Below are 24,739 nucleotides of genomic sequence, written 5' to 3'. Positions count from 1 at the left end.
CCATGAAATCTGCCATTGTCCCGGTTCTGGCTGCCCTGCTGTCCTTCGCCCTGCCCGCTTGGGCCGCCGATCCGCTGACAGGCGTCTGGCAAACCCAGCCCGGCAAGGACGGCGGTTTCGGCCATGTCCGGATCGCGCCTTGCGGCGGCGGGTTGTGCGGCACGGTCATCCGCACCTTCGATGCCGCAGGCCAGGAGGTCGCGGCAGGTGATCTGGGGGCTGCCATCCTGTCCGGTGTGCTGCCCACGGGCAGCGGCGGCTATGGCAAGGGCCGCATCATCAATCCCGAAACCGGCCGCAGCTATACCGCGCGCCTCACCTTGCGCGGCGACCGGCTGGAGGTAGGCGGCTGCATCATGATGATCTGCCGCAACGCCGGGACATGGCAGCGGGTGGAATAGCCGCTGTTGATTCGTGACGGCTAGGACCGCCCCCATTCGTTCACCAGCATGTCGCGGAAGCGGATGGCGGATGGCGAGAGTTTCGCGCCCCGGCGTTCGACCAGGCCGATCGACCGGCTGACCACCGGCTTTTCCAGCCGAACGGTGGCGATCAGCGGATGTTCGCGCTGTGGCGTCGCCATCTGCGGAAGGACCGATACGCCCAGCCCCGCCTCGACCAGGCCCAGCGAGGTGGACAGGTGGTTGACCTCGTAGAACCAGTTCAGGTCCAATTGCTGGTTGGCCGCCGCAAGGGCCTGGTCCAGCACGGCGCGGTTGCCCGATTTCTTCGACACGCCGATCAGCGGATGACCCTCAAGCGCCGTCCAGGGCAGCGCCTTGGCGGTTGCGAAGGGGTTATCGCGGCGGCAGGCCAGCACGAAGGGATCCTCCAGAAGCGGCGTGAAGATCAGGTCGTCGCGGGTCGCCCCGGTGATGTTGATGCCGAATTCGACCTCTCCGTTGGCCACCGCGTCCAGCCCCTCGTTCGCGGACAGGTCCATGATGCGGAAGCGGATGCCGGGAAAGCGGCTGTTGAACGCCTCGATCACGCGGGGCAGGAAATAGAACGCCGCCGTCGGGACCGAGGCCAGCGTCACCTGCGCGCGGTGCCGCCCGCGCAGGTCAGAGATCGACAGGATCGATTCCTCGAATTCATCGACAAGCCGCCGGACCAGGGGCATCAACTCGCGCCCGATCTGGGTGGGGGCGACGCGCCGGGTGGTGCGTTCGATCAACTGCGCGCCGACAGCCTCTTCGAAGGCCTTGATCCGGCGCGACAGGGCGGGCGTGGACAGGTTCAGGTGCCGCGCGGCCTCGTTGAACGAGGACAGTTCAAGCACCGCCAGAAAGGCGCGAAGGTCCAAGAATTCGAAATTGTTCCGCATTGCGCAACAATAGACGAATTCTTTGCAATTCACAACACAGTCCCGATAGCGCATTCCGGGTCTCCAAGGCGGCAGGAGGTGCCGCAGAGGAGAATCATCGTGGACGATCAGATCCGCATCCCTTGCGTCATGATGCGCGGCGGTACCTCGAAGGGGCCGTTCTTCCTGCAACGCGACCTGCCCACGGACCCCCGGCAGCGCGACGCCCTGCTGGTCGAGATCATGGGATCGGGCCATCCGTTGCAGATCGACGGCATCGGCGGCGGCAACACGCTGTCGTCCAAGGTCGCCATCGTCGGGCCGTCCACGCGGGACGGGGCGGATGTCGATTACCTGTTCGCCCAGGTCAATGTTCTTGACCGGGTGGTGGATACCGGCCCGAACTGTGGCAACATGCTGTCCGCCGTGGGCGCTTTCGCCATCGAACAGGGGCTGGTCCCGGCGGAAAGCGGCGAAACCCGCGTCAAGGTTCATAACGTGAACACCGGCAAGATCATCGAGGCCCGCATCCAGACCCCCGGCGGCGAATTGCGTTATCAGGGCGATGCCTCGATCGACGGGGTGCCGGGCACCGCCGCGCCGGTCTATCTGGCCTTCCTGGAGGCCATCGGCGCCAAGACCGGGCGGCTGCTGCCGTCGGGAACACCGCAGGAAATCATCGAGGGCGTCCCGGTCTCGCTGATCGACGGGGCCACCCCGGTGGTGATCGCGCGGGCCGAGACCTTCGGTTTGACGGGATCGGAAAGCGCGGCCCGGCTGGACGGGGACGCGGCCTTCCTGGCCCGGCTGGAAGCGGTCCGCATCGAGGCCGGGCGGCGCATGGGACTGGGCGATGTCGGCGGATCGGTGCTGCCCAAGCCCGTCCTGATCGGCGCGCCCGCGCAGGGCGGCACGCTGGCGGTGCGGTATTTCACGCCCCATGCCTGCCATACGTCCCTGGCGACGACCGGCGCGGTGTCGGTCGCCATCGCCGCCACCCTGCCCGACAGCATCGTCGGGGCGGCGCTGCCGGAACTGCAATTTCCCGCCGACCTGACCTTTGAACACCCGACCGGACGGATGGATGTCCGCGTCGAGATCGATCTGGCCGCCGGGGGCACGCCTATCGTCTTCGTCACCCGGACCTGCCGCCGCCTGTTCGAGGGCGCTGCCCTGGTCCGCCGCCGCAACTGACCCTATTCCGGGCGCCGAGGAACCGCCCGGACCGTTTGAACCCCAAGGGAGGACTATAACAATGTTCAGCTTTACCCGCCGCGTCATGCTGGGCGTCACGGCCGCCAGCCTCGCGCTGTCCGCGCTGCCCGCCGCCGCGCAGGACTATCCGTCCAAGCCCGTCACCATCGTCGTATCCTATGCGGCCGGCGGCGGCACCGACGCCATCGCCCGCGTCTTCGCCGCCCGGCTGGAAGAAGCCCTGGGCGGCCGCGTCATCGTCGAGAACCGCCCCGGCGCCGCCGCCAACATGGGCACCGACGTGGTCGCCAAGTCCCAGCCCGACGGCTACACGCTGCTGATCGGCAACCAGGGGCCGATGGTCGTCAACCCGCATATCTTCAAGCTGCGCAACGACCCGGCGGAAACGCTGGATCCCATCGCCATGATCGCCGACGCGCAACTGGTGGTCGTCGCCGGTCCCAGCCTTGAAGTCAATTCGATGCAGGAATTGCTGGAAAAGGCCAAGGCGGGCGAACTGGTCTACGGTTCGGCGGGCAATGCCTCGGCCAGCCATGTGGCCACGCTGCTGCTGGGCCAGATGGCCGGTGTGAAGCTGAAGCATGTTCCCTACAAGGGCGCGGGTCCGGCGATCAACGACCTGCTGGGCGGCCATGTCGACTTCATGGTGACGACGGTTCCCTCGGTGATCGGGCTGGTGCAGGACGGCACGCTGAAGGCCCTGGCCGTGACCGGCAAAGAGCGTTTCTCCGGGCTGCCGGACGTGCCGACGGTCGCCGAATCGGCGCTGCCGGACTACAACGCCTCGGCTTGGTATGGCCTGCTGGGGCCGACCGGCCTGCCGCAGGACGTGCGCGACAAGCTGGCCGCCGCCACGGCGGAAACGCTGTCCGACCCGGCCTTCATCGAAAGCCTGCAAAAGGATGGCGGCGTCCCGTCGCATCTGGTCGGCCAAGACTTCGCGGACTTCATGGCGGCCGAGCGCGCCCGCTGGGGCGATGTCGTCAAGGCCGCCGACATCAAGGTGGAATAAGCCATGAGCCAGGATACCGCCGAGGTGATCCAGGTCGATGTCCCGCCGGGGCATCCGACCTCGCCGGCCCCGCCGCCGTCCAATCCGTGGCTCGGCCGCGAAAGGATCGCGGGTCTTAGCCTTGTGGCCTTTGGACTGTTCGCCCTCTATGCCGGTGCCGACCTGCCCTTCCGCAGCGAATCCGGCGTCGGGTCCGGGATGCTGCCTCGCGCGCTGTCGATCATCCTGATCGTGCTGGGCGCGGTGCAGTTGGCCGTGACCTGGAAGGACCGGCCCGAATCCACCGGCCGCTGGCCGATTCGCGACATGCTGCCGGTGCTGATCGGGGTATTCCTGTTCGCCATCACCATCCGCGGCCACCATTTCGGATCGTTCGAGGTGCCGACCCTGGGCATGGCCGTCGCCACGCCGCTGGCGGTGATCCTGTCGGGCCTTGCCGCCAAGGATGTCCGCCTGGGCGAGCTGGTGATCTTCGCCGCGATCCTGACCGCAGTCTGCATCGGGCTGTTCCGTTACGCGCTGGGGCTGTCTCTGCCTGTCGCGCCCTGGCTGATCGGATACTGACATGATGGCCATGTTCGAACATCTGGGTCTGGGCCTGTCGGTCGCGGCGACCCTGCAAAACATCTTCTTCTGCTTTCTGGGCTGCCTGATCGGCACCCTGGTGGGCGTGCTGCCGGGCGTGGGTCCGGTGGCGACCATCTCGATCCTGCTGCCGGTGACGCTGTCGCTGGACCCGACCGGCGCGCTGATCATGCTGGCCGGCATCTATTACGGCGCGCAATACGGCGGCTCGACCACCGCCATCCTGGTCAACATCCCCGGCGAGGCGACGGCGGTCGTCACCGCCATCGACGGGCACGAGATGGCCAAGAAGGGCCAGGCCGGGCTGGCCCTGGGTCTGGCCGCGATCGGATCCTTCATCGCGGGCACCATCGCCACCATCGTGATCGCCGCGCTGGCGATGCCGATGACCAGGCTGGGGCTGCTGTTCGGGCCTGCGGAATACTTCTCGCTGATGATCATGGGCCTGGTCCTGGCGGTGGTCCTGGCGCATGGCTCGCTGGTCAAGGCCTTGGCGATGATCGTCGCGGGGGTGCTGTTGTCCTGCGTCGGCGCCGACATGGAAACCGGGCGCGAGCGCATGACCTTCGACATCTACATGCTGACCGACGGGATCGAATTCGTCGTGCTGGCCATGGGCGTCTTCGGCTTCGGCGAGATCTTCAAGAACCTCGCCGACCCCGAAAAGCGCGACGTGATGCGCGGCAAGATCGGCCGCCTGCTGCCGACCCTTACCGAACTGCGCCAGAACCTGGGCGCGATCCTGCGCGGCACCGGCCTGGGCTCGGTCCTGGGGGTTCTGCCGGGCAACGGCGCGATTCTGGCCCCTTTCGCCAGCTATGCGCTGGAAAAGCGCATCTCGGACCGGCCGCAGGATTTCGGCACCGGCGTGCCGCAAGCGGTGGCAGGCCCGGAATCGGCCAACAACTCGGGCGCGCAGACCAGCTTCATCCCGCTGCTGACGCTGGGCATTCCGCCCAATGCGGTGATGGCGCTGATGGTCGGCGCGATGATGATCCAGGGCATCGTCCCCGGCCCGCAGGTGATCCAGAACAGCCCCGACCTGTTCTGGGGCCTGGTCGCCTCGATGTGGATCGGCAACCTGATGCTGGTCATCATCAACCTGCCGCTGATCGGGGTCTGGGTGAAGCTGCTGAAGGTGCCTTACCGCCTGCTGTTCCCGGCCATCGTCGCCTTCTGCTGCATCGGCCTGTTCTCGATCTCGAACGACGGCGCACAGGTCATCATGGCGGGCATCATGGGGCTGGTGGGCTTCGCGCTCTACAAGCTGCATTTCGAACCGGCGCCGCTGGCCCTGGGCTTCGTGCTGGGCCGCCTGCTGGAAGAAAAGCTGCGCCAGGCGCTGATCATCTCGGACGGCAGCATGACGACCTTCGTCACCTCGCCGCTGTCGCTGGGCCTGTTGCTGGTCGGCGCCGCAGCCCTGGTGATCGCCGTCCTGCCCTCGATCCGAAAATCCCGAGACGAGATCTTCGTCGAGGACTGATCCCTGGAACGCGGCCTTCGGGCCGCGTTCGTCCTTCATCCGTCCCCTCCATCCTGGACCCTGCACGACGCCGCATCAGGCTCCCTTCAACCTTGCCGCCCCACCATCAGCTATGACGAACTGGCGAAAAGCTGGCAGTAACGGCCTGCAAGGGGGGAACCCGGACCTTCGGGTTCCCACCGCCGTCCCGGCCAGGGGAATGACAGGGACTTGCGGCGGACCGACCAAGCGCGAATATTGCCGCCATGCGGCAGCCCCTCGAACCGGGCGATTCTGCCAGCAGGCGCGCGATTGGAAGAACGGATGAATGTCGAACAGCCTTCGGGCGACTGGCTGCCTGCCCGCATCAGCAGTGTGGCGCGCGACATCGCGGCGCGCGACTGGTCGGACAGCCCGTTGGGGCCGCTGGCGGGCTGGCCCGCCGATCTGCGGGCGATCCTGGCCACCATGCTGGCCTGCCCCACGCCCATGTATCTGGCCTGGGGACCGCAGCTGATCTCGTTCTATAACGATGCCTATGTGCCGATCCTGGGCTATCGGGCCGATGGTGCGGTGGGCCGGCCCTTTCGCGATCTGTGGGCCAGCATCTGGGACGACATCCTGCCGCTGGTCGAAGGCTGCCTGCGCGGGGAAAGCCAGCAGGTCGTGGACATGCGGCTGGATCTCAGCCGCCGGGGCCTGCCCGAGGAAAGCTACTGGACCTTCACCTATTCGCCCGCCTTCGACGCCCGAGGACGCATCGCCGGGCTGCTCTGCGTCACCGGGGAAACCACCGACCGGATCCTAGCCGAACGCGCGCGGGCCGAAGCGGACGAACGGCTGGACCTGGCCATGTCGTCGGGCAACAGCGTCGGCACCTGGGACTGGGACGTGATCGCCAACCGCGTCACCGCCGACAGCCGCTTTGCCCGCCTTTACGGGGTCGATCCCGCCCTGGCCGTCCAGGGCGCCGCAATCGAGGACTTCTTCGGCGGCATCCATCCCGATGACCGCCACCGCGTCGAGACCGAGATCGCCGAGGCGCTGCGCAGCGTCGGCACCTTCGCGTCGGAATACCGGCTGCTGCGCCAGGACGGCTCGGTCTCGTGGGTCTCGGCCCAAGGGCGCTGCATTCCCGGACCGGACGGGCGCTGCGCCCGCCTGCCCGGCGTCAGCTATGACATCACCCCCCTGAAAGAGGCCGAACTGCAACTGCGCGCCGCGAAAGAGGAACGCGAATTCGTCCTGGACCAGATCGCCCGGCAGCGGATGCAGACCGATCCGCAGGAGATCCTGCGCGCCTCGTCCGAGGCTCTGGGCAAGCGGCTGGGCGTGAACCGCGTCGGCTTCTACCGGCTGACCGGGCCGCAGAGCATCTGCCATCAGGCGTCCTGGACGGACGGCACCCTGCCCCCGCTGGAAGGACACCAGGCCACCGATCACTATGGCAGCCATGCCGACCGCGAACGCCGGGCAGGCCGTTCTCTGGTCTTCGGCGACAGCCGCGTCGATGCGGATGGCGGCCTGCTGCCCTATGCCCGCGAAGGCGTTCTGGCGGGGATTTGCGTGCCGCTGCTGACGGACGGCAAATGGGCGGCGGGGATCTATCTTCACCAGGCTGCGGTGCGCGTCTGGACCGGGTCCGAGATCGCCCTGGCCACGGAAATCGTCCAGCAAACCTGGCTTGCCATCGATCGGGCCGAGGCGCTGCAAAGCCTCAATCGCCGGGTCGAGGAACAAGAGGCCGCGCTGGCCCATCGAGAGATCGTCCTGCGCGAGGAATTCGAACGGCGCGAAGCCGCCGAACGCCAGCTGCGCCAGTTGCAGAAGATGGAGGCCGTGGGTCAGTTGACGGGCGGCATCGCGCATGACTTCAACAACATGCTGGCCATCGTCATCAGCGGCCTGAACCTGACGCAGCGCCAGCTTGCGCGCGGGAATGCCGATGTCGGCCCCTTTATCGAGGGCGCCCTGGACGGGGCCAACCGCGCCGCCGCGCTGACCCAACGCCTGCTGGCCTTTTCGCGCCAGCAGCCGCTGGAACCGGCGGTGGTCGATGCCAACGCCCTGCTGGCCGGGCTGTCGGACATGCTGTCGCGGTCGCTGGGCGAAACAGTCGTGCTGGAAACCGGGCTGCAACCGGCGCTGTGGACCACGCGCGTCGATCCCAACCAACTGGAAAACGCCATCATCAACCTGGCCGTGAACGCCCGCGACGCCATGCCGGACGGGGGACAGGTCGCGCTGGAAACTGCCAATATCCGCTTGGACGCCAGTGCGGCGCGCGACCTGGGGGCCGAACCGGGGGCCTATGTGCGGATCCGGGTCCGCGACACCGGCAGCGGCATGACGCCCGAGGTTCTGGCCAAGGCCTTCGATCCGTTCTTCACCACCAAGCCCACCGGGCGCGGCACCGGCCTGGGGCTGAGCCAGGTCTACGGCTTCATCCGCCAATCGGGCGGCCATGTCTCGATCCGTTCGCAGGTCGGCCAGGGCACCTCGGTCGACCTGTATCTGCCGCGCTGCCTGGACCAGGAGAACCAGGTGTCGGGCGATCAGGCGGACGACGTGCCGACCGGACGCCCCGACCAGGTGATCCTGGTGGTCGAGGACGAGGAACGCGTTCGCGCCTTCACCGTCGCCGCGCTGCGCGACCTGGGCTATACCGTGCTGGAGGCGGCGTCGGGCTCGGCGGCGCTGGACATCCTGGCGCGGCGCGACGACATCGCGCTGCTGTTCACGGATGTGGTGATGCCGCAGATGACCGGACCGCAGCTGATCGAACAGGCCCGCCGGATCCGGGGCGATCTGAAGGTCGTGTTCACCAGCGGTTATACGGGCGAATCCTCGGAAACCGACGAACGGATCAGGGCGGGCGGCAACTTCCTGGCCAAACCCTTCAGCTTCGACCAACTGGCGCGCAAGATCGGCGCGATGCTGGCCTGAACGGCGCGGGCCGCAGCGGGGTTGCCGCGGCCCGTGGTTCCTTGTGACAGGCGGTCAGGCCAGGGCCTTGCCGCGCCGCCTGGCCCTGCCCAGCAGCACAAGCCCACCCGCCAACAGCACCCCGGCGGGCGGGACCGGAACGGGCGCGGGTTCGGCGCCGGATTCCGTATAGAAGCTCTGCCCATAGGCGATCCCCAGGCCGTGCCCCGCGAAAGACAGCGGATTCGTCGCAAGCCCGGTCGTCACGTCCACCTCATAGATCGAGGTGCCGGCCACGCCATACAGCCTGCCCCCAGGCGCCGTCGCCAGCCCGAAGACATCGCTGACGCCGAACGAACCAACGGCCGCGGTGCCGCCCGGATTGCCCAGATCGATCTTGACCAATTGGTTCGCGCTGGATGCGAGATAGAAATCGCTTCCCACGAAAGCCAGATCGCCGCCCGAATAGAACCCGATGGAGCCGAGCGAGCTTCCCACCCCGGTCATCGTGTTCAGGGTATAGATATTGGTCGTTGCATTCCCAGCCCCGTACAGCGTGCCGTCAGCGCCGAACACAAGGGCGTTTCCGCTGCTGATCCCATGGGCGCCGATCAGGGTGCTGACCCCGGAGCCGGGATCGATACGGTAGAGGCTCGTAAAGCTCATCCCGTAAAGGTTGCCCGTCGGATCGAAGGCAATATCGGTCATCACCACGCCCATGTCGCCGATGACGGACACCGCGCCGGTCGTCGTATCGACCGTGCCCAGCATGCCGTTCGAATCGTGCACATGCATCGTGGCGGACAGTGCAGGAGTCGCTGCCATCGCAAGAAAGAAGGCAGTCGTCATTCGCTTGATGTCCATCTGCGGAACCCCCGGTATCGTTAAACCAAAGCAAACCGACCAGTCTGCTTTGGCACCGTAACACGGACGCCGATTCGCACGAAGTCGTGAAGGGAAGCAGCCGGTTCCGGCCCTAGCGCCGCCGCTTGGACCGCTTGTTGCCGCCGCGTTGTCCCGCCCTGCCCGCCGTGGACCGGCCCGAGGCCTTGACGGCATCCTCGGCCGCCTCCTCGATCACCGACTGACGCGCCAGCGGATCGTCCGCCACGGCCAGTTCCACGGCTTCCAGGCGCTTCACCTCGTCGCGGATCCGCGCGGCTTCCTCGAATTCCAGGTTCTCGGCGGCCTTGCGCATCTGCGCGCGCAGGGCGTCCAGATGGGCGGCCAGGTTGGCGCCGACCATCGGCTTGTCGATCTTCGCCGTCACGCGCGACTGGTCGGTATCGCCCTGCCACAGGCCCGCCAGCACATCCTCGACGTTCTTGCGGACGGTTTGGGGGGTGATGCCGTGGGCCTCGTTATAGGCCATCTGCTTGGCACGGCGGCGTTCGGTTTCCGCCATCGCGCGTTCCATGCTGCCGGTGATGCGGTCGGCATACATGATGACGCGCCCGTCGGCGTTGCGTGCTGCGCGGCCGATGGTCTGGATCAGCGAGGTTTCGCTGCGCAGGAAGCCTTCCTTGTCGGCATCCAGGATCGCCACCAGACCGCATTCCGGAATGTCCAGCCCCTCGCGCAGCAGGTTGATGCCCACCAGCACGTCGAAGGCGCCCAGGCGCAGGTCGCGCAGGATCTCGATCCGCTCGATCGTGTCGATGTCGCTGTGCATGTAGCGGATACGGATGCCCTGTTCGTGGAAATATTCGGTCAGATCCTCGGCCATGCGCTTGGTCAAGGTCGTGACCAGCGTGCGCAGCCCCGCCGCGCTGACCTTGCGGATCTCGTCCAGCAGGTCGTCCACCTGCATTTCCACGGGGCGGATCTCGATCTGCGGGTCCAGAAGGCCGGTCGGGCGGATAACCTGCTCGGTGAAGACGCCGCCGGTCTGGTCCAGCTCCCATTGCGCGGGGGTGGCGCTGACAAAGACCGATTGCGGGCGCATCGCGTCCCATTCCTCGAACTTCAGCGGGCGGTTGTCCATGCAGCTGGGCAGGCGGAAGCCGTGTTCGGCCAGCGTGAACTTGCGCCGGAAGTCACCGCGATACATGCCGCCGATCTGCGGCACCGAGACATGCGATTCGTCGGCAAAGACGATGGCGTTGTCGGGGATGAACTCGAACAGCGTGGGGGGCGGTTCGCCCGGCGCGCGCCCGGTCAGATAGCGGGAATAGTTCTCGATGCCGTTGCAGACGCCGGTGGCCTCCAGCATCTCCAGATCGAAATTGGTGCGCTGTTCCAGCCGCTGGGCTTCCAGCAGCTTGCCTTCGTCCACCAACTGCTTCAGCCGCCCCTGCAATTCCGCCTTGATGCCCTTGATCGCCTGCTGCAGCGTAGGGCGCGGGGTGACATAGTGGCTGTTCGCATAGATGCGGATCTGGCGGAAATTGTCGGTCTTCTGCCCGGTCAGCGGATCGAATTCGGTGATCGCCTCAAGCTCGTTGCCGAAGAAATCGAAACGCCAGGCGCGGTCTTCCAGGTGGGCGGGCCAGACCTCGACCACGTCGCCGCGCACCCGGAAGCCGCCGCGCTGGAAGGCCGCGTCCAGGCGGCGGTATTGCTGGGCGACAAGCTGGGACAGGAATTCCCGCTGGTCATAGCTGTCGCCCACCACCATGTCCTGCGTCATCGCCGAATAGGTCTCGACCGAGCCGATGCCGTAGATGCAGGAGACCGAAGCGACGATAATCACGTCGTCGCGTTCCAGAAGCGCCCGCGTGGCCGAGTGGCGCATCCGGTCGATGGCCTCGTTGATCTGGCTTTCCTTCTCGATATAGGTGTCGCTGCGCGGCACATAGGCCTCGGGCTGGTAATAGTCGTAGTAGCTGACGAAATATTCGACCGCGTTGTCGGGAAAGAAGCCCTTGAATTCGCCGTAAAGCTGGGCGGCCAGCGTCTTGTTCGGCGCCAAGATGATGGCGGGGCGCTGCGTCGCCTCGATCACCTTGGCCATGGTGAAGGTCTTGCCGGTGCCGGTCGCGCCCAGCAGCACCTGGTCACGCTCGCCCGCTTGTACGCCACCGGTCAGTTCGGCGATGGCGGTGGGCTGGTCGCCCGCAGGCTGGAATTCGCTTTTCATCACGAAGCGCCGCCCGCCTTCCAGCTTGGGGCGGGTGACTTCGGCGAATCGCATGGTCGGGGCGTTGGTGTTGTTGTGACCCATCGGGCGTCCTTTTCGGCAGAACCCAAAGGTGTGGTCGCCACGGCAGAAGTCAACCGGGGCTGCTGACGGAAAGCGGCAGCAGGGGGCGCTCGCCCCCCTCTTGGCCTGCGGCCAATTCACCCCCGAGGATAGGCAAAGGGCCTAGCGCTTGAACCGTGCGGGTTGCAACTCTGCCCATCCCTGTTTGCCGTCGATTTCGTCGGCGATGATCTCGGCTGTGACCGGACCCAGAGTAAAACCCTGATGGCCGTGGCCGAAATGCGCCCAGAGGTTCGGCTGGTCGGGGACGCGGCCGATCACCGGCAGCATGTCGGGGATGCAGGGGCGGCGGCCGGTCCAGGGCTCGGCCTCGACCGGGGCGCCGATGTCGAACAGTTCCCGCGCGGCCTTTTCGCCGTGCTTCAGTTGCGGAGGGGTCAGGCGCGGGTGGCTGGTCAGTTCGGCGGCGGTGGCGATGCGCAGACCGCGACGCATGGGCGACAGCACCACCGAATTGCCGAAATCGGCAATCGGGTGATTGGGCGGTGTCTCCATGTGGTAGTGGCGGTGATAGCCGCGCTTGAACACCATCGGCACGGTCAGGCCGAAGCGTTGCAGCAGCATCGGCGACCAGGGGCCGAGCGCCACGACGGCATGTTCGCCAGTATGCTCGTCCACCTGCCAGCCGTTGCCCACGCGATGCAGGTCGCCCGCGTCGGCGTTGACGATCCGCCCCCCCTGGCGTTCGAACAGCGCCGCATAGGCCGCGACCAGCCCGCCGGGATCGGAACAGGTCCAGGCGTCGGCCCAATGGGTCGCGCCCTCCACCTCGATCTTGATGGCCGGTTCCAGGGCGCGCAGGGCCTTGCCGTCCATCAGCTTGGCCTCGACTCCGAATTCATCCATGAACCGCTTGGCGGTGACGCGGGCCTTTTCCATGCGCGCGGGCGTCCGGTGCACCTCGATATAGCCGTGGCGGCGGATGATGTTGTCGGCGCCCGCAGCGGCGACCAGCGGCGCGTGGCGGTCGGTCGACTGGCGGATCAGCTTGCCCCAGGTCAACGTTGCACGGCGATGGCCCGCAGGCAGCGAGTTCAGCGCATAAGTCCAGACGGCGTTGAGTTGCGACAGCAGCCCGCCGACGTTCCATTTCACGTCATAGCCCCGGCCAAGCGCGATCTGGATCAGCGCACCGGGCGCCAGGGGCATGGCATAGGGCTCGACCGCCTCGGTCTGGATCAGACCGGCATTGCCATAGCTGGTTTCCCGCCCCGGCACGCCGCGTTCGACGATGGTCACCTGATGGCCGCGCGCCTGCAAGGCCAGTCCGGTCGTGACGCCGACCATGCCCGCACCCAGAACCAGAATCTCTGCCATGTCCTTCCCCTGACCAAGTTTGGATCAGGGATGCAGATATCGGTCGAATCGGGCAAGGATTATCGCACGATCTTCGGCGACCTTTCAAAACTTTGCAAGATTCAGGCGAAAAGCTCTCGGCAGAAGCTCAATCCTTCGACCAAAGCGTCCACTTCCTGCCTGGCATTGTACATCGCGAAAGAGGCGCGGGCGCTTGCGGTGATTCCAAAGAACTCCATCAGCGGCATGGCGCAATGGCTGCCCGCCCGCACGGCAATGCCGCGCTTGTCGAGGATGGTGGACAGGTCATGCGCATGGGCGCCCTGCATGGTCATCGAGAAGATCGCGCCCTTGTCCGGCGCGTCGCCCTGGATCTGCAGCCAGTTCAGGCTGCGCAGCCGGTCGCGGGCGTAGTCGCGCAGGGTGCGTTCATGGGCGGCGATATTTTCCATACCCAGATCCATGAGGTATTCCAGCGCCGCGCCCAAGCCGATCTGGTTGACGATGCCGGGGGTTCCCGCCTCGAACCGCAGGGGCGGGTCGGCATAGTCGATGGCGTCGCGGGTGACCGTGCGGATCATGTCGCCGCCGCCCAGAAAGGGGCGCATCTCGGCCTGGCGTGCACGGCGGATCCACATCGCGCCCGACCCCGAGGGACCATACAGCTTGTGCCCGGTGATGCAGTAGAAATCGACGCCAAGCGCCGCCAGATCGACCGGCATATGGACAGCCGCCTGGCTGCCATCGGCCAGCACCGGCACATCGGTGCCCCGCGCGATGGCGCCCACATCGACGATGGTTCCGGTGACGTTCGACATATGCGTGACCGCGATCAGTTTCGTACGCGGCCCCACGGCGGCCAGCACCTTATCAGCCGGCAGGCTGCCGTCTGCTTCGGGTTCGACCCACTTCAGCACCACCCCCTGGCGTTCACGCAGGAAATGCCAGGGCACGATATTGGCGTGGTGTTCCAGCACCGACAGCACGATCTCGTCCCCGGGCTGGAACCGGGGCGCGGCCCAACCATAGCTGACCAGGTTGATGCCTTCGGTGGATCCGCTGGTGAAGATCACCTCGTCTTCATGCGGGGCGTTCAGGAAACGGGCGATGATGGCGCGGACGCGTTCGTAATTGTCGGTCGCGAGGTTCGACAGGAAATGCAGGCCGCGATGGACATTGGCATATTCGCCCTCATAGGCGCGGGTGATCGCCTCGATCACCTGGCGCGGCTTCTGGGCGCTGGCGCCGCTGTCCAGATAGACCAGCGGGCGGTTGTTCACCTGCCGCGACAGGATCGGGAAATCGGCGCGGACACGATCGACATCAAAGCTCATTGCGCTATCTCCGGCAGGATACCCAGGGCGGCCGCGATCAGCGACAGGATGAAGCCCGCCACGAAGGCGGTGCCGATCAGGCCCAAAGCGACCTTCGCGCTGTTGCGGAACCCGTGCAGCGCCTTGGTGAACTGCACCGTCAGCCACAGGAACAACGCGATGGCAGCCAGGCCCAGCAGGCCCGCCACGCCGGGCAGGACCAAGGACAGGACCAGTTGGACGACCTGGATCAGCAGCAGCAGAACCTCGATCCAGACGGTCAGCAGCAGCGCGTCCTCGAACCGGCCGTGGCCGCCGAACAGGCGGCCGACGCCCGACATCAGCCCGGCCGCCAAGACGATGGCGACAAGCTGCATGGCGGCCAGCGCCATGGGCTGACGGCTGAGCATCACGACCTGCGTCCCCTGAGGGTCCGCGCCGCCAACCAGCATGGCGGCAAGCGAGGCCAGCAACGCGGAAACGGACACCGCCGCGATCAGCGCCATCCAGCGGGCCTGGACCGGCCAGCCCTGCGCCATCAGCGCATGGGCCGCTGCCTGCGGATCGCGGAAGGACAAACCGACCAGGGCCTTGAAGTCGTCGAAACTCATGCTTTCCTCGCCAGCGCCGAAAGGCCGGCGCCCCAGATCATCAGAAAACCAAGGCCGCAGGCGGCGCGGACCAGGGTCAGGCCCGGTCCCTGCCCCACCAGCCCCGCGACCAGACCGGCCAGCAGCATCGCGGGCGCGACGGCCAGCAGCGCCCAGAACAGGGCAAGGCGCGAATCTTCGGGCGTCAGCCGCCACGGGCTGAGCCGCGACAGGGCCGCGACCAGCCCGGCCAGGGCATAGGCCAGGATCGGCATCATGAACATCACCGCCAGCAACGCGCCGCCCATCCGTGCCTGGAACGGGACCGAGGGGTCGATCTGCGCCAGCCGCGCATTGGCGGGGGCCTGCGCGATCAGGAAGATCAGCATCGCCGCCATCAGCACCGCCAGCTTGACCCGTTCCGGCATGTCGGAAAGGCCCCGCACCACCCGGCGCGGGGCCACCCAGCTTTGCAGCATGCGGGGGACGATGCCCCCCCTGCTCATTGCGTGGCGTGAAGGGTCAGCCATGCTTCCAGCCGGTCGTTGATCTCGGCCCGCAGATCCTCGTCCTCGATCTCCTCAAGCGCGTCGGCCAGGAAGGACAGCACCAGGAACACGATGGCCCGCCCGTACGGCACCCCGCGAGAGCGGAGATAGAACAGCGCCTCCTCATCAATCGCGCCGGTGGTCGATCCATGCGAGCATTTCACGTCGTCCGCGTAGATTTCCAGTTCCGGCTTGGCCAGGAACTGGCTGCGTTCATCCAGCAGCAGCGCCTGGCTGATCTGATATCCGTCGGTCTTCTGGGCGCCGGGCTTGACCAGGATCTTGCCCTGAAACACGCCCTCGGCACCGTTCTTCAGCACCTTCTTGAAGACCTGGCGGCTTTCGCAGCGTTCTGCGCCATGGGTGATGAACACGGTGTCGTCGTGATGGAACGCCCCGACATTGCCGTCGCCCAGCACGGCGGCGGCGATATGGGCCACCGCGTCGTCGCCCGCGATGTCGATCACCGCCTCGTGCCGCATCAGCGTGCCGTTGACCGACAGGCAGAAGCTTTTCAGCAGCGCGCCCTCGGCCACGCGCACGAACAGATGCGACAGGCCCAGCTTCTGGTGCCCCGCGCGCTTGGCGGTGATGTGGTGCAGCCGGGCGCCGGGGCGCAGGTCGGCCTCGATCACGCCATTGGACCGCGCGCCGACCATGCCGGTTTCCAGGAAGGTCAGCTCGGCGCCCTCCTCGACCCGGATGACGTGGTGCCAGACGACATCCGCATCCTCGGACGCGCGGCGGTGGACGACATGGACCGGGCGAGCGGGCGACGATGTGACGCGGATCAGCACACCGTCCGCTGCCGCGGCCGTGTTCAGCGCGGCGAAGGGACGGCGCACCGGGGTCTGGCCCGCCGTTTCAAGCCTGCCATACAGATCGGCCGCCCAATGGTCCTGCCGGGTGTCGGCATCGGCCAGAGTGTCGATCTGGATCCCCTCAAGCGCCAGATCGTCCGAAGCGGCGGCGTCGAAGCGCCCGTCCACGAAAACCAGCTTCAGCCGGTCGCGGTCACCGAACAGCGGCGAATCCGCCTCTTTGTCCAGCAGCGGGATGGGCTGGGGGACCGGCGCATTGAAGGCGCGCGGATCGGTATAGCGCCAGTATTCGTCGCGCGGACCGGGCAAGCCCATCTCGCGCAACCGCGCCAGCGCGTCCCGGCGCGCCGCCGCCGTGAAGCCACCCTGCGGCAGGGTCAGCGCCGCCAGCCGCGCGTCAAGCGCATTGGCGGGCTTGGGCGATCCCTCGACGGTCGGGGTCTGGTCCTTGGTCCTGACTGCCGCGTCCGCCATCAGCGGGCCTCCGCCAGCAGATCGCCATAGCCTTCTTCCTCGACTTGCAAGGCCAGTTCGGGACCGCCCGATTTGACGATCCGGCCATCGGCCATGATATGCACGACATCGGGCTGAATGTGGTTCAGCAGGCGCTGATAATGCGTGATGACCAGGAAGCTGCGGTCGGGGCCGCGCAGCGCGTTCACCCCGTCCGACACCAGCCGCATCGCATCCACGTCCAGACCCGAATCGGTCTCGTCCATGATGCACATACGGGGTTCCAGCATGGCCATTTGCAGGATCTCGTTGCGCTTCTTTTCCCCGCCCGAGAAGCCCACGTTGACCGGGCGCTTCAGCATGTCGGGGCTGATCTGCAATTCGGCGGCCTTGGCGCGTACGATCTTCAGGAACTCGCCCGAGGACAGTTCGGCTTCGCCGCGCGCCTTGCGCTGCGCGTTCACGGCGGTGCGCAGGAAGGTCATGTTGCCGACGCCGGGGATCTCGACCGGATATTGGAAGGCCAGGAACAGGCCGGCGGCGGCGCGTTCCTCGGGTTCCATGTCCAGCAGGCTTTCGCCGTCCAGCGTCGCGGACCCTTCGGTCACCTCATAGCCGTCGCGGCCCGACAGGACATAGGACAGCGTGGATTTGCCGGACCCGTTCGGCCCCATGATCGCATGAACCTGACCGGCGGGAACCTCCAGCGACAGACCCTTCAGGATCTGCTTGTCCTCTTCCTCAAGTTTCACATGCAAGTTGTCGATTTTCAGCATCTTTTCCTCATCGGATGGTGGCGGCGGTGCCTGCGGCACCATCATCATGTTCCTGCGGCCTCAGCCGACCGAGCCTTCCAGCGAAATGGCGACCAGCGACTGCGCCTCCATGGCGAATTCCATCGGCAGGGCCTGCAAGACCTCGCGGCAGAAGCCGTTAACGACCAGGGCCACGGCCTCTTCCTCGTCCATGCCGCGCTGGCGGCAATAGAACAGCTGGTCGTCATCGACCTTGCTGGTCGTCGCCTCGTGCTCCACGCGGCTGGAGGTGTTCTTCACCTCGATATAGGGCACGGTATGCGCCCCGCATTTGTCGCCGATCAGCAGGCTGTCGCATTGGGTATAGTTGCGGCTGTTGGTCGCGCGCGGGTGCATCGACACAAGCCCGCGATAGGTGTTCTGCGCCTGGCCCGCCGAAATCCCTTTGGAAACAATGCGAGATCGGGTGTTCTTACCAAGATGGATCATCTTGGTCCCGGTATCCGCCTGCTGGAAGTTGTTGGCGATGGCGATCGAATAGAACTCGCCCTGCGACTCGTCGCCGCGCAGGATGCAGGACGGGTATTTCCAGGTGATCGCCGACCCGGTTTCCACCTGCGTCCACATCACCTTGGCCCGCGCCTCGCGGCAGTCGGCGCGCTTGGTGACGAAGTTGTAGATGCCGCCCCGGCCTTCCTCATCGCCGGGGAACCAGTTCTGGACGGTCGAATACTTGACCTCGGCGTCTTGCAGGATGACGATTTCCACGACCGCCGCATGAAGCTGGTTCGTGTCGCGCTTGGGTGCCGTGCAGCCTTCGAGATAGCTGACATAAGACCCTTGATCCGCAATGATAAGGGTGCGTTCGAACTGCCCGGTGTTTTCCGCGTTGATGCGGAAATAGGTGGACAGCTCCATCGGGCAGCGCACCCCCTTCGGAACATAGACGAAGGATCCGTCCGAAAACACCGCGCTGTTCAGAGTCGCGAAATAGTTGTCGGACTGCGGCACCACCGACCCCAGGTATTTCTTCACCAGTTCGGGATGCTCGCGGATCGCCTCGCTGATCGAACAGAAGATCACGCCCGCCTTGGCAAGCTCGTCCTTGAAGGTCGTGCCCACCGACACGCTGTCGAACACCGCATCGACCGCCACGCGGCGGCCTTCGGCCGGGGCCTCGTCGGCGCCCTCGACCCCCGCCAGGATCATCTGTTCCTTCAGGGGGATGCCCAGCTTTTCATAGGTCGCCAGCAGCTTGGGATCCACCTCGTCCAACGACTTGGGCTTCACCTCCATGCTTTTCGGGCGGGCATAGTAATACTGGTCCTGATAGTCGATCTGGGGATAGTTCAGCATCGCCCATTTCGGTTCGGTCATGGTCAGCCAGCGGCGATACGCCTCGAGCCGCCATTCCGTCATCCATTCCGGTTCGCCGTTCTTCTGCGAGATCAGGCGGACGATATCCTCGGACAGCCCCTTGGGGGCATATTCCATCTCGATCTCGGTGTCCCAGCCATATTTATAGCTGCCCATGTTCTGCACGGTCTCGACCGTTTCACGGTCGACGCCCTCGCGCACCTCAAGATCGGTGATCTCGTTCATCCTTTGTCCTTCCATTGGCCGGGGGGTCACCTAGCCATTCCTGTCGCGCCAGCGTGAATACGCGCTTTCCCACGCTTCCGCAAATCGGTTCACCTGATCGTCGCCCACAGCCGGGCTTATGGATATCCGAATTGCCGATTGCGCGGCCTTGTCGTCGAAACCCATGGCCTGCAAGACGCCGCTGGCCCGGACCTTGCCCGAGGAACAGGCCGACCCCGCCGAAATCGCAAAGCCCGCCAGATCCATCTGCATGACCTGGGTTTCACCCTTCCAGCCCGATGTAAGAAGGCAGGTCGTGTTCGGCAAGCGTTTCGCGCCCTTTCCGGCAATCATTGCGCCGGGCGCCGCCGCCAGCAGCCGATCCTCCAACGCGTCGCGGCGTTCGGCGACCTGATCCCATAGCCCGGCGTCCAGTTCGCGCTGCGCGGCGGCGGCGGCGGCGGCGAATCCCAGGATGCCGATCAGGTTCTCGGTCCCGCCACGCCGGCCCTGTTCCTGCCCGCCGCCCCGGATCAGTGCGGGAATATCGGTGCCGCGCTTCACGATCAGGGCGCCGATGCCCTTCGGCCCCCCCAGCTTGTGCGCGCTGACAAAGCCCGCCGTGACGCCCAGCCAGTTGAAAGCAAAGGGCACCTTGCCGAAGGCCTGGGTCAGGTCGCTGGAGGCCAGCCCCTGGGGCAAGTCCTGGATCACGCCGGTTTCGTTATTGGCCAGTTGCAGGCTGGCATTCGCCGGATCGGGCACAATGACGATCCCGTTCCCGTCCACCGCCAGATCCTGATCGCACCAGACCTTGACGGCGCTGTGTTCGACCGGCGCGCAATGGATCCCCCGGCCCGCCAGCACCATCGCCGCAGCCTCGGTCGTGCCCGAGGTGAAGATCACGTCCGCGCCTTCGGCCCCCAAGGCAGCGGCGACCTGTTCGCGGGCGCGTTCCATCGCCATCTTCGCCGCCCGCCCCTCGGTATGGACCGAGGACGGATTGCCGACGATCTCCATCCCCTCGCGCATCGCGGCCTTCGCCTCGGGGCGCAGAGGAGTGGTGGCGTTCCAGTCCAGATAGGTTCTCATCCGATCACCCCGGCGATCTTCTGGGCCAGCTTTCGGGCCACGGCGTCCTTGGCCATGCGCGGCCATTCCTCGGGGCCGTCCTCGGTGATGACGGTGACGGCGTTTTCCGCGCCGCCCATGATGCCGGTGCCTTCGCTGACATCGTTGGCGACGATCCAGTCGCAGCCCTTGCGCAGCCGCTTGTCGGTGGCATGGGCCACCACGTCGTTGGTTTCAGCCGCGAAGCCCACCACCAGCCGGGGACGCCGTGCGCCCGCCTGGCTGACCCAGGCCAGGATGTCCGGGTTTTCGGTCATTTCCAGCGACGGAGGCTTGCCCGACCCGTCCTTCTTCATCTTCTTCGCCCAGGAATTCTTGATCCGCCAGTCGGCCACCGCCGCCGCCATCACCGCCGCATCGGCGGGCAGCGCGGCCTCGACGGCATCGCGCATCTGCCGGGCGGTCTGGACACGGATCACCGTCACGCCCTCGGGCGGGGCGATCTCGGCCGGTCCGGTGACGAAACTGACCCGCGCACCCATGTCGCGCAACGCGGCGGCGATCGCCGTCCCCTGCGCGCCCGAGGATCGGTTGGCGATGTATCGCACCGGGTCGATGGGTTCATGCGTGGGGCCCGACGTGACGATCACATGCCGCCCCGACAGCGCGCCCGACCGCACCTGCGATTCCGGCAGCAGCTTCAGGGGCGCGGGCGGGGCCAGTTCCTCGCGGATCGCGGCAACGATGGCCTCGGGTTCGGACATGCGGCCGGTGCCGAATTCGCCGCAGGCCATGTCGCCGTCCTCGGGTCCGACGAACAGGATGCCGTCGTCGCGCAGGGTGCGCAGGTTCCGCTGCGTCGCCGGATGGTGCCACATCCGCACGTTCATCGCGGGCGCGACCAGAACCCGCTTGTCGGTCGCCAGCAGCAGGGTCGAGGCCAGGTCGTCCGCCAGCCCATGCGCCATCTTGGCCAGCAGGTCGGCTGTCGCGGGCGCCACCACCACCAGATCGGCATTGCGCGACAGCTGGATATGGCCGATCTCGGCTTCGGAGGCGATGTCCCACAGGCCCGCCTGCGCGGCCTCTCCGGCCAGGACGGATACGGTCATCGCCGTGGTGAACTGCGCGCCTGCCTGCGTCAGGACCGGGGTGACGGCCGCGCCTTCGGCCCGCAGCAACCGGATCAGTTGCGGCGCCTTCATGGCCGCGATGCCGCCGCCGATGACCAACAGGATGCGCTTGCCGTTCATCATGTCCCCCTTGGCGTTCCGCGTCAGACACATAGCCATCCCGCACCCCCCTCGCAAGCAATCGCGTCCGTTAACCTTTCCTTAAACCGGGCCCGTTAACCATTGGCGGGATTGAAGGGGGTTTCCATGGTCGCCATCGCCTATTCGGTCGCCTTCGAGGGGATCGAGGCGCGGCTGGTCGAGGTTCAGTGTTCCGTCGCGGCGGGCCTGCCGGGCTTCGCCATCGTCGGCCTGCCCGACAAGGCCGTGTCCGAGGCGCGCGAACGCGTCAAGGCTGCCTTCGGGTCGCTGTCCATCGCCATGCCGAACCGGCGGCTGACCGTGAACCTGTCGCCCGCCGACATGCCCAAGGAAGGCTCTCATTTCGACCTGCCCATCGCGCTTGCGATCCTGGCCGCGCTCGAGATCATCCCGTCCGAGGAACTGTCCCGCTGCGTGGCCCTGGGCGAACTGGCGCTTGACGGGCGGCTGGTCGGTGTCGCGGGCGCCCTGCCCGCCGCCATGGCCGCGGCCGAGGATGACCGCGCCCTGATCTGCCCCCGCGCCTGCGGCCCGGAAGCCGCCTGGGTCGATGCCGTCCCGGTGCTGGCCCCCGCCACGCTGCGCGAGGTGATCGACCACCTGACCGACCGCGCGCCCATCGCCCGCGCCCAGCCCGGCATGATCGACGGCACCGTCACCGGCGGCTGCCTGTCCGAGGTGAAGGGCCAGGAACGCGCCAAGCGCGCGCTGGAGATCGCGGCGGCAGGCCGTCACCATCTGCTGATGGTCGGCCCGCCCGGCGCGGGCAAGTCGATGCTGGCCGCCCGCCTGCCCGGCCTGATGCCGCCTCTGGGCGCGGCCGAGGCGTTGGAGACATCCATGATCCATTCGCTCGCGGGCACGCTGGACGATGGCGGCATTTCCCGCCGCGCGCCCTTCCGCGAACCGCATCATACGGCATCGATGGCGGCCATCGTCGGCGGCGGGCGCGGCGCCAAGCCGGGCGAGATCAGCCTGGCCCATAACGGCGTCCTGTTCATGGACGAGTTTCCCGAATTTCCCCGGCAGGTGCTGGAAACCCTGCGCCAGCCCATCGAGACGGGCGAGGTCGTGGTGGCCCGCGCCAATGCCCATATCCGCTATCCCTGCCGCTTCCTGCTGATCGCCGCCGCGAACCCCTGCCGCTGCGGCTATCTGGCCGATGCAAGCCGCGCCTGTTCGCGCGCGCCGACCTGCGGGTCTGACTATATGGGCAAGATCTCGGGTCCGCTGATGGACCGATTCGACCTGCGGCTGGAGGTTCCGGCGGTCAGCTTCATGGACCTGGAACTGCCCTCGGGCGGCGATACCTCGGTCCAGATCGCGGCGCGGGTGGCGGCGGCGCGCGACGTGCAGGCGGCGCGGTTCCACGACCACCCCCAGGTGCGCGTGAATGCCGAGGCCTCGGGCAGCCTGCTGGATCGGATCGCCGCACCGGACGAGGAAGGCCGGGCGCTGATCCTGAAGGCCTCGGAAAGGCTGGGCCTGACCGCGCGCGGCTATCACCGCATCCTGCGCACCGCGCGCACCATCGCCGACCTGGCCGGGTCCGCCAGCGTGCGCGCGCCGCATCTGGCCGAGGCGATCAGCTATCGCCTGCCCTTCGTGGCGGGCGGCTAAGTGGCGGCGGCTGACGAATTGCACATCGTGCAAGGCGGATCTATGGCAGAGCGACCCTGACCACGGATCCATGCCATGCCCCCCAAAAGCGCCCAGATCGGGGGCATCCTGACCGTTTGCGGCTTGCTGGCGACGATCCCGCATCAATACGGCGCCGGGCAAGGCTTCGCCATCCTTGCCGCCATGCTGCTGGTCGGCGCTCTGGCGCTGTTTTCGATGACAGCCCCGCTCTCCCGGCTGGCCTTTGTCGCTGTGGGCGTTGTCCTGATCCTCTGGGCCGCCGCCACCCGCGCCGACTGGCAGGACGCGACCCTGACCGCCCTGACACGAGGCGGCTTCATCATCGCGCTGTTCACCGCCCTGTCGGCGCTGCGCAGCGCGGCCATCGGATCGCAGGCGATCCTGGACTGCGGGCGCTTCCTCGCCCGCCAGCCGCCCGGCCGCCGCTATCTGGCGCTGACGGTCGGCGGGCATCTGTTCGGGCTGATCCTGCTGTATGGCTCCATCTCCCTGCTCGGATCGCTGGCGGCCGAGAGCACCGCGCGGGAAGGAAACGAGGAGCTGCGCCGCCACCGCCTGCGGCGGATGCTGGTGGCGGTCCAGCGGGGTTTCGCCTCGACCTTGTGCTGGTCCCCGATGGGGCTGTCGATCGCCGTGGCGATGACGGTCGTCCCTGGCGCATCCTGGCCGAACGCCGTCGCCTTCTGCCTGGTCAGTTCCGCGTTGATGATCGGCATCGGCTGGCTGCTGGACACGGTGTTCAAGCCGCACCTGTCCGCCCCGCCCCCGCCGCGCGCGGTGGAAACCGACAACTGGCTGCTGCGCCTGCGTCCGCTGCTGATGCTGCTGGGCATCGTCGTGGGGGGTGTCTTCGGGCTGCATCTGGCGACGGGCGTCGCCGTGACCGGCGCTGTCATGACCGTGGTGCCGCTGATCGCGATGGCCTGGATCCTGGCCCTGCCGCCGCTGCCCGGCGGACGCATCGCCACCTTGGGCGCGCGGATCGGCCAGTTCGCCACCCGAGAGATGGCAGGTTATCGCGGCGAGGTCATCCTGCTGTTCATGGCGGGCTTCATCGGCAGCCTGGGAAGCTGGCTTCTGGTGCCGATCATGCAGGCGCATGGACCGGACCTGTCGGCCGTCCCGCCGCTGCTGATCCTGGCGGCCCTGGTCTGGGTCATCCCGCTGACCGGGCAGATCGGCATGAACCCGATCCTGGCCGTGTCGCTGCTGGTGCCCCTTTTGCCCACGTCCGCGGCGCTTGGCATCCACCCGACCGCCATGGTCCTGGCGATCACCGGCGGCTGGGCGATCAGCGGCAACACCTCGCCCTTCACGGCCTCGGTGCTGCTGGTCGGCAAGCTGGGCGGGGTCGAGGCGCGCCATGCCGGGATGCGCTGGAACGGGCTTTACGCCCTGACCACGGGCACGGCGCTGACCCTGTGGGTGCTGATCGCCGCGACCCTGCTGTAAGGGCCGCGGCGGCGCGTCACTCGACTTCGACCAGCAGGTCTTTCGCGTCGATCTGTTCGCCTGGTCGGACGTGAACGGCTTTCACCACTCCATCGCGGTCGGCGTGGAGGCCGGTTTCCATCTTCATGGCCTCGATGGTCAGCAGCAGGTCGCCCTGGCGGACCTTCGCCCCCGCCGTGGCCGCGACCGAGGCCACAACGCCCGGCATCGGCGCGCCGACATGGCCCGCGTTCG

General features: G+C 66.9%; 21 protein-coding genes. 8 read left to right on the top strand and 13 right to left on the bottom strand.

Annotated elements, in window-relative coordinates; genetic code table 11:
* Nucleotides 1-2: 2 nt before the first annotated feature.
* The gene (locus ACTJI6_RS09510; protein ID WP_440800113.1) at nt 3-401 is read left to right on the top strand and encodes a DUF2147 domain-containing protein; all 399 of its coding nucleotides are present in this window, start codon (nt 3-5) and stop codon (nt 399-401) included.
* A 20-nt stretch (nt 402-421) separates the two neighbouring features.
* On the opposite strand, the gene ACTJI6_RS09505 is transcribed toward ACTJI6_RS09510, so the two are convergent.
* Nucleotides 422-1,306, bottom strand: coding sequence for a LysR family transcriptional regulator (locus tag ACTJI6_RS09505; RefSeq protein WP_440800111.1), 885 nt, complete (start codon nt 1,304-1,306; stop codon nt 422-424).
* Nucleotides 1,307-1,426: 120 nt separating this feature from the next.
* On the opposite strand from ACTJI6_RS09505, the gene ACTJI6_RS09500 reads away from it, so the two are divergent.
* The 5 genes from ACTJI6_RS09500 (at nt 1,427) to ACTJI6_RS09480 (ending at nt 8,529) form a co-directional block, all read left to right on the top strand.
* Nucleotides 1,427-2,500 carry a 4-oxalomesaconate tautomerase gene (locus ACTJI6_RS09500; protein ID WP_440800109.1) on the top strand — a complete coding sequence of 358 codons (1,074 nt, stop codon included), beginning with the start codon at nt 1,427-1,429 and terminating at the stop codon, nt 2,498-2,500.
* A 61-nt stretch (nt 2,501-2,561) separates the two neighbouring features.
* A complete protein-coding gene (locus ACTJI6_RS09495) occupies nt 2,562-3,533 on the top strand; it encodes a Bug family tripartite tricarboxylate transporter substrate binding protein (protein WP_440800107.1) in 972 nt (323 codons plus the stop codon).
* A 3-nt stretch (nt 3,534-3,536) separates the two neighbouring features.
* Nucleotides 3,537-4,097 carry a tripartite tricarboxylate transporter TctB family protein gene (locus ACTJI6_RS09490; protein ID WP_126154879.1) on the top strand — a complete coding sequence of 187 codons (561 nt, stop codon included), beginning with the start codon at nt 3,537-3,539 and terminating at the stop codon, nt 4,095-4,097.
* A gap of 1 nt (nt 4,098) precedes the next feature.
* Nucleotides 4,099-5,604: a tripartite tricarboxylate transporter permease gene (locus tag ACTJI6_RS09485; protein WP_126154878.1), complete on the top strand. Its 1,506-nt coding sequence runs from the start codon at nt 4,099-4,101 to the stop codon at nt 5,602-5,604.
* 303 nt (nt 5,605-5,907) lie between these two features.
* Nucleotides 5,908-8,529 carry an ATP-binding protein gene (locus ACTJI6_RS09480; RefSeq protein WP_440800104.1) on the top strand — a complete coding sequence of 874 codons (2,622 nt, stop codon included), beginning with the start codon at nt 5,908-5,910 and terminating at the stop codon, nt 8,527-8,529.
* 54 nt (nt 8,530-8,583) lie between these two features.
* Here ACTJI6_RS09480 and ACTJI6_RS09475 read toward each other — a convergent pair whose 3' ends face one another.
* The 11 genes from ACTJI6_RS09475 to coaBC all read right to left on the bottom strand — a co-directional run bounded on the left by ACTJI6_RS09475 (nt 8,584) and on the right by coaBC (nt 21,394).
* A complete protein-coding gene (locus ACTJI6_RS09475) occupies nt 8,584-9,357 on the bottom strand; it encodes a hypothetical protein (protein WP_440800102.1) in 774 nt (257 codons plus the stop codon).
* Between the two features lie 127 nt (nt 9,358-9,484).
* Complete coding sequence (gene uvrB, locus ACTJI6_RS09470; protein ID WP_440800100.1) at nt 9,485-11,671, bottom strand: excinuclease ABC subunit UvrB; 2,187 nt, start codon at nt 11,669-11,671, stop codon at nt 9,485-9,487.
* A 141-nt stretch (nt 11,672-11,812) separates the two neighbouring features.
* Nucleotides 11,813-13,027, bottom strand: a complete 1,215-nt coding sequence (locus ACTJI6_RS09465; RefSeq protein ID WP_440800098.1) for an NAD(P)/FAD-dependent oxidoreductase — start codon at nt 13,025-13,027, stop codon at nt 11,813-11,815.
* A gap of 101 nt (nt 13,028-13,128) precedes the next feature.
* Nucleotides 13,129-14,340, bottom strand: coding sequence for a cysteine desulfurase (locus tag ACTJI6_RS09460; protein WP_440800096.1), 1,212 nt, complete (start codon nt 14,338-14,340; stop codon nt 13,129-13,131).
* Nucleotides 14,337-14,930: a YIP1 family protein gene (locus tag ACTJI6_RS09455; RefSeq protein WP_440800094.1), complete on the bottom strand. Its 594-nt coding sequence runs from the start codon at nt 14,928-14,930 to the stop codon at nt 14,337-14,339. Before ACTJI6_RS09455 ends, ACTJI6_RS09460 begins: the two co-directional genes overlap by 4 nt.
* The gene (locus tag ACTJI6_RS09450; RefSeq protein ID WP_440800092.1) at nt 14,927-15,415 is read right to left on the bottom strand and encodes a hypothetical protein; all 489 of its coding nucleotides are present in this window, start codon (nt 15,413-15,415) and stop codon (nt 14,927-14,929) included. Before ACTJI6_RS09450 ends, ACTJI6_RS09455 begins: the two co-directional genes overlap by 4 nt.
* Complete coding sequence (locus ACTJI6_RS09445; protein WP_440800090.1) at nt 15,412-16,752, bottom strand: SufB/SufD family protein; 1,341 nt, start codon at nt 16,750-16,752, stop codon at nt 15,412-15,414. The genes ACTJI6_RS09450 and ACTJI6_RS09445 overlap by 4 nt, the downstream gene beginning before the upstream one ends.
* Nucleotides 16,752-17,507, bottom strand: a complete 756-nt coding sequence (gene sufC, locus ACTJI6_RS09440; RefSeq protein WP_126154870.1) for a Fe-S cluster assembly ATPase SufC — start codon at nt 17,505-17,507, stop codon at nt 16,752-16,754. Before sufC ends, ACTJI6_RS09445 begins: the two co-directional genes overlap by 1 nt.
* 60 nt (nt 17,508-17,567) lie before the next feature.
* The gene (gene sufB / locus ACTJI6_RS09435) at nt 17,568-19,088 is read right to left on the bottom strand and encodes a Fe-S cluster assembly protein SufB (protein ID WP_126154869.1); all 1,521 of its coding nucleotides are present in this window, start codon (nt 19,086-19,088) and stop codon (nt 17,568-17,570) included.
* Between the two features lie 30 nt (nt 19,089-19,118).
* Complete coding sequence (locus ACTJI6_RS09430) at nt 19,119-20,159, bottom strand: cysteine desulfurase family protein (protein ID WP_440800088.1); 1,041 nt, start codon at nt 20,157-20,159, stop codon at nt 19,119-19,121.
* The gene (coaBC, locus tag ACTJI6_RS09425; protein WP_440800222.1) at nt 20,156-21,394 is read right to left on the bottom strand and encodes a bifunctional phosphopantothenoylcysteine decarboxylase/phosphopantothenate--cysteine ligase CoaBC; all 1,239 of its coding nucleotides are present in this window, start codon (nt 21,392-21,394) and stop codon (nt 20,156-20,158) included. Before coaBC ends, ACTJI6_RS09430 begins: the two co-directional genes overlap by 4 nt.
* Before the next feature lie 123 nt (nt 21,395-21,517).
* On the opposite strand from coaBC, the gene ACTJI6_RS09420 reads away from it, so the two are divergent.
* Entirely contained in the window at nt 21,518-23,032 is a 1,515-nt protein-coding gene (locus ACTJI6_RS09420; RefSeq protein WP_440800086.1) for a YifB family Mg chelatase-like AAA ATPase, read from the top strand.
* 75 nt (nt 23,033-23,107) lie between these two features.
* Complete coding sequence (locus tag ACTJI6_RS09415) at nt 23,108-24,505, top strand: hypothetical protein (RefSeq protein WP_440800084.1); 1,398 nt, start codon at nt 23,108-23,110, stop codon at nt 24,503-24,505.
* Nucleotides 24,506-24,521: 16 nt separating this feature from the next.
* Here the strand turns inward: ACTJI6_RS09415 and ACTJI6_RS09410 are convergent.
* On the bottom strand, nt 24,522-24,739 hold a 218-nt coding region (locus ACTJI6_RS09410), incomplete at its 5' end, for a biotin/lipoyl-containing protein (RefSeq protein WP_440800082.1).

The sequence above is a fragment of the Paracoccus sp. 22332 genome, assembly GCF_052045125.1.
In the GTDB taxonomy this organism is placed as follows: Bacteria; Pseudomonadota; Alphaproteobacteria; order Rhodobacterales; family Rhodobacteraceae; genus Paracoccus; species Paracoccus haematequi_A.
This window is presented reverse-complemented; position numbering and strand designations above follow the sequence as displayed.

Coding starts and splice junctions, on each gene's coding strand:
- ACTJI6_RS09480 (WP_440800104.1), top strand. CDS start 5,908: ATGAATGTCGAACAGCCTTCGGGCGACTGGCTGCCTGCCCGCATCAGC.
- coaBC (WP_440800222.1), bottom strand. CDS start 21,394: ATGATGAACGGCAAGCGCATCCTGTTGGTCATCGGCGGCGGCATCGCG.
- ACTJI6_RS09510 (WP_440800113.1), top strand. CDS start 3: ATGAAATCTGCCATTGTCCCGGTTCTGGCTGCCCTGCTGTCCTTCGCC.
- ACTJI6_RS09455 (WP_440800094.1), bottom strand. CDS start 14,930: ATGAGTTTCGACGACTTCAAGGCCCTGGTCGGTTTGTCCTTCCGCGAT.
- sufB (WP_126154869.1), bottom strand. CDS start 19,088: ATGAACGAGATCACCGATCTTGAGGTGCGCGAGGGCGTCGACCGTGAA.
- ACTJI6_RS09430 (WP_440800088.1), bottom strand. CDS start 20,159: ATGAGAACCTATCTGGACTGGAACGCCACCACTCCTCTGCGCCCCGAG.
- ACTJI6_RS09475 (WP_440800102.1), bottom strand. CDS start 9,357: ATGACGACTGCCTTCTTTCTTGCGATGGCAGCGACTCCTGCACTGTCC.
- ACTJI6_RS09495 (WP_440800107.1), top strand. CDS start 2,562: ATGTTCAGCTTTACCCGCCGCGTCATGCTGGGCGTCACGGCCGCCAGC.
- ACTJI6_RS09465 (WP_440800098.1), bottom strand. CDS start 13,027: ATGGCAGAGATTCTGGTTCTGGGTGCGGGCATGGTCGGCGTCACGACC.
- ACTJI6_RS09485 (WP_126154878.1), top strand. CDS start 4,099: ATGATGGCCATGTTCGAACATCTGGGTCTGGGCCTGTCGGTCGCGGCG.
- ACTJI6_RS09460 (WP_440800096.1), bottom strand. CDS start 14,340: ATGAGCTTTGATGTCGATCGTGTCCGCGCCGATTTCCCGATCCTGTCG.
- uvrB (WP_440800100.1), bottom strand. CDS start 11,671: ATGGGTCACAACAACACCAACGCCCCGACCATGCGATTCGCCGAAGTC.
- ACTJI6_RS09450 (WP_440800092.1), bottom strand. CDS start 15,415: ATGAGCAGGGGGGGCATCGTCCCCCGCATGCTGCAAAGCTGGGTGGCC.
- ACTJI6_RS09415 (WP_440800084.1), top strand. CDS start 23,108: ATGCCCCCCAAAAGCGCCCAGATCGGGGGCATCCTGACCGTTTGCGGC.
- ACTJI6_RS09445 (WP_440800090.1), bottom strand. CDS start 16,752: ATGGCGGACGCGGCAGTCAGGACCAAGGACCAGACCCCGACCGTCGAG.
- ACTJI6_RS09420 (WP_440800086.1), top strand. CDS start 21,518: ATGGTCGCCATCGCCTATTCGGTCGCCTTCGAGGGGATCGAGGCGCGG.
- sufC (WP_126154870.1), bottom strand. CDS start 17,507: ATGCTGAAAATCGACAACTTGCATGTGAAACTTGAGGAAGAGGACAAG.
- ACTJI6_RS09490 (WP_126154879.1), top strand. CDS start 3,537: ATGAGCCAGGATACCGCCGAGGTGATCCAGGTCGATGTCCCGCCGGGG.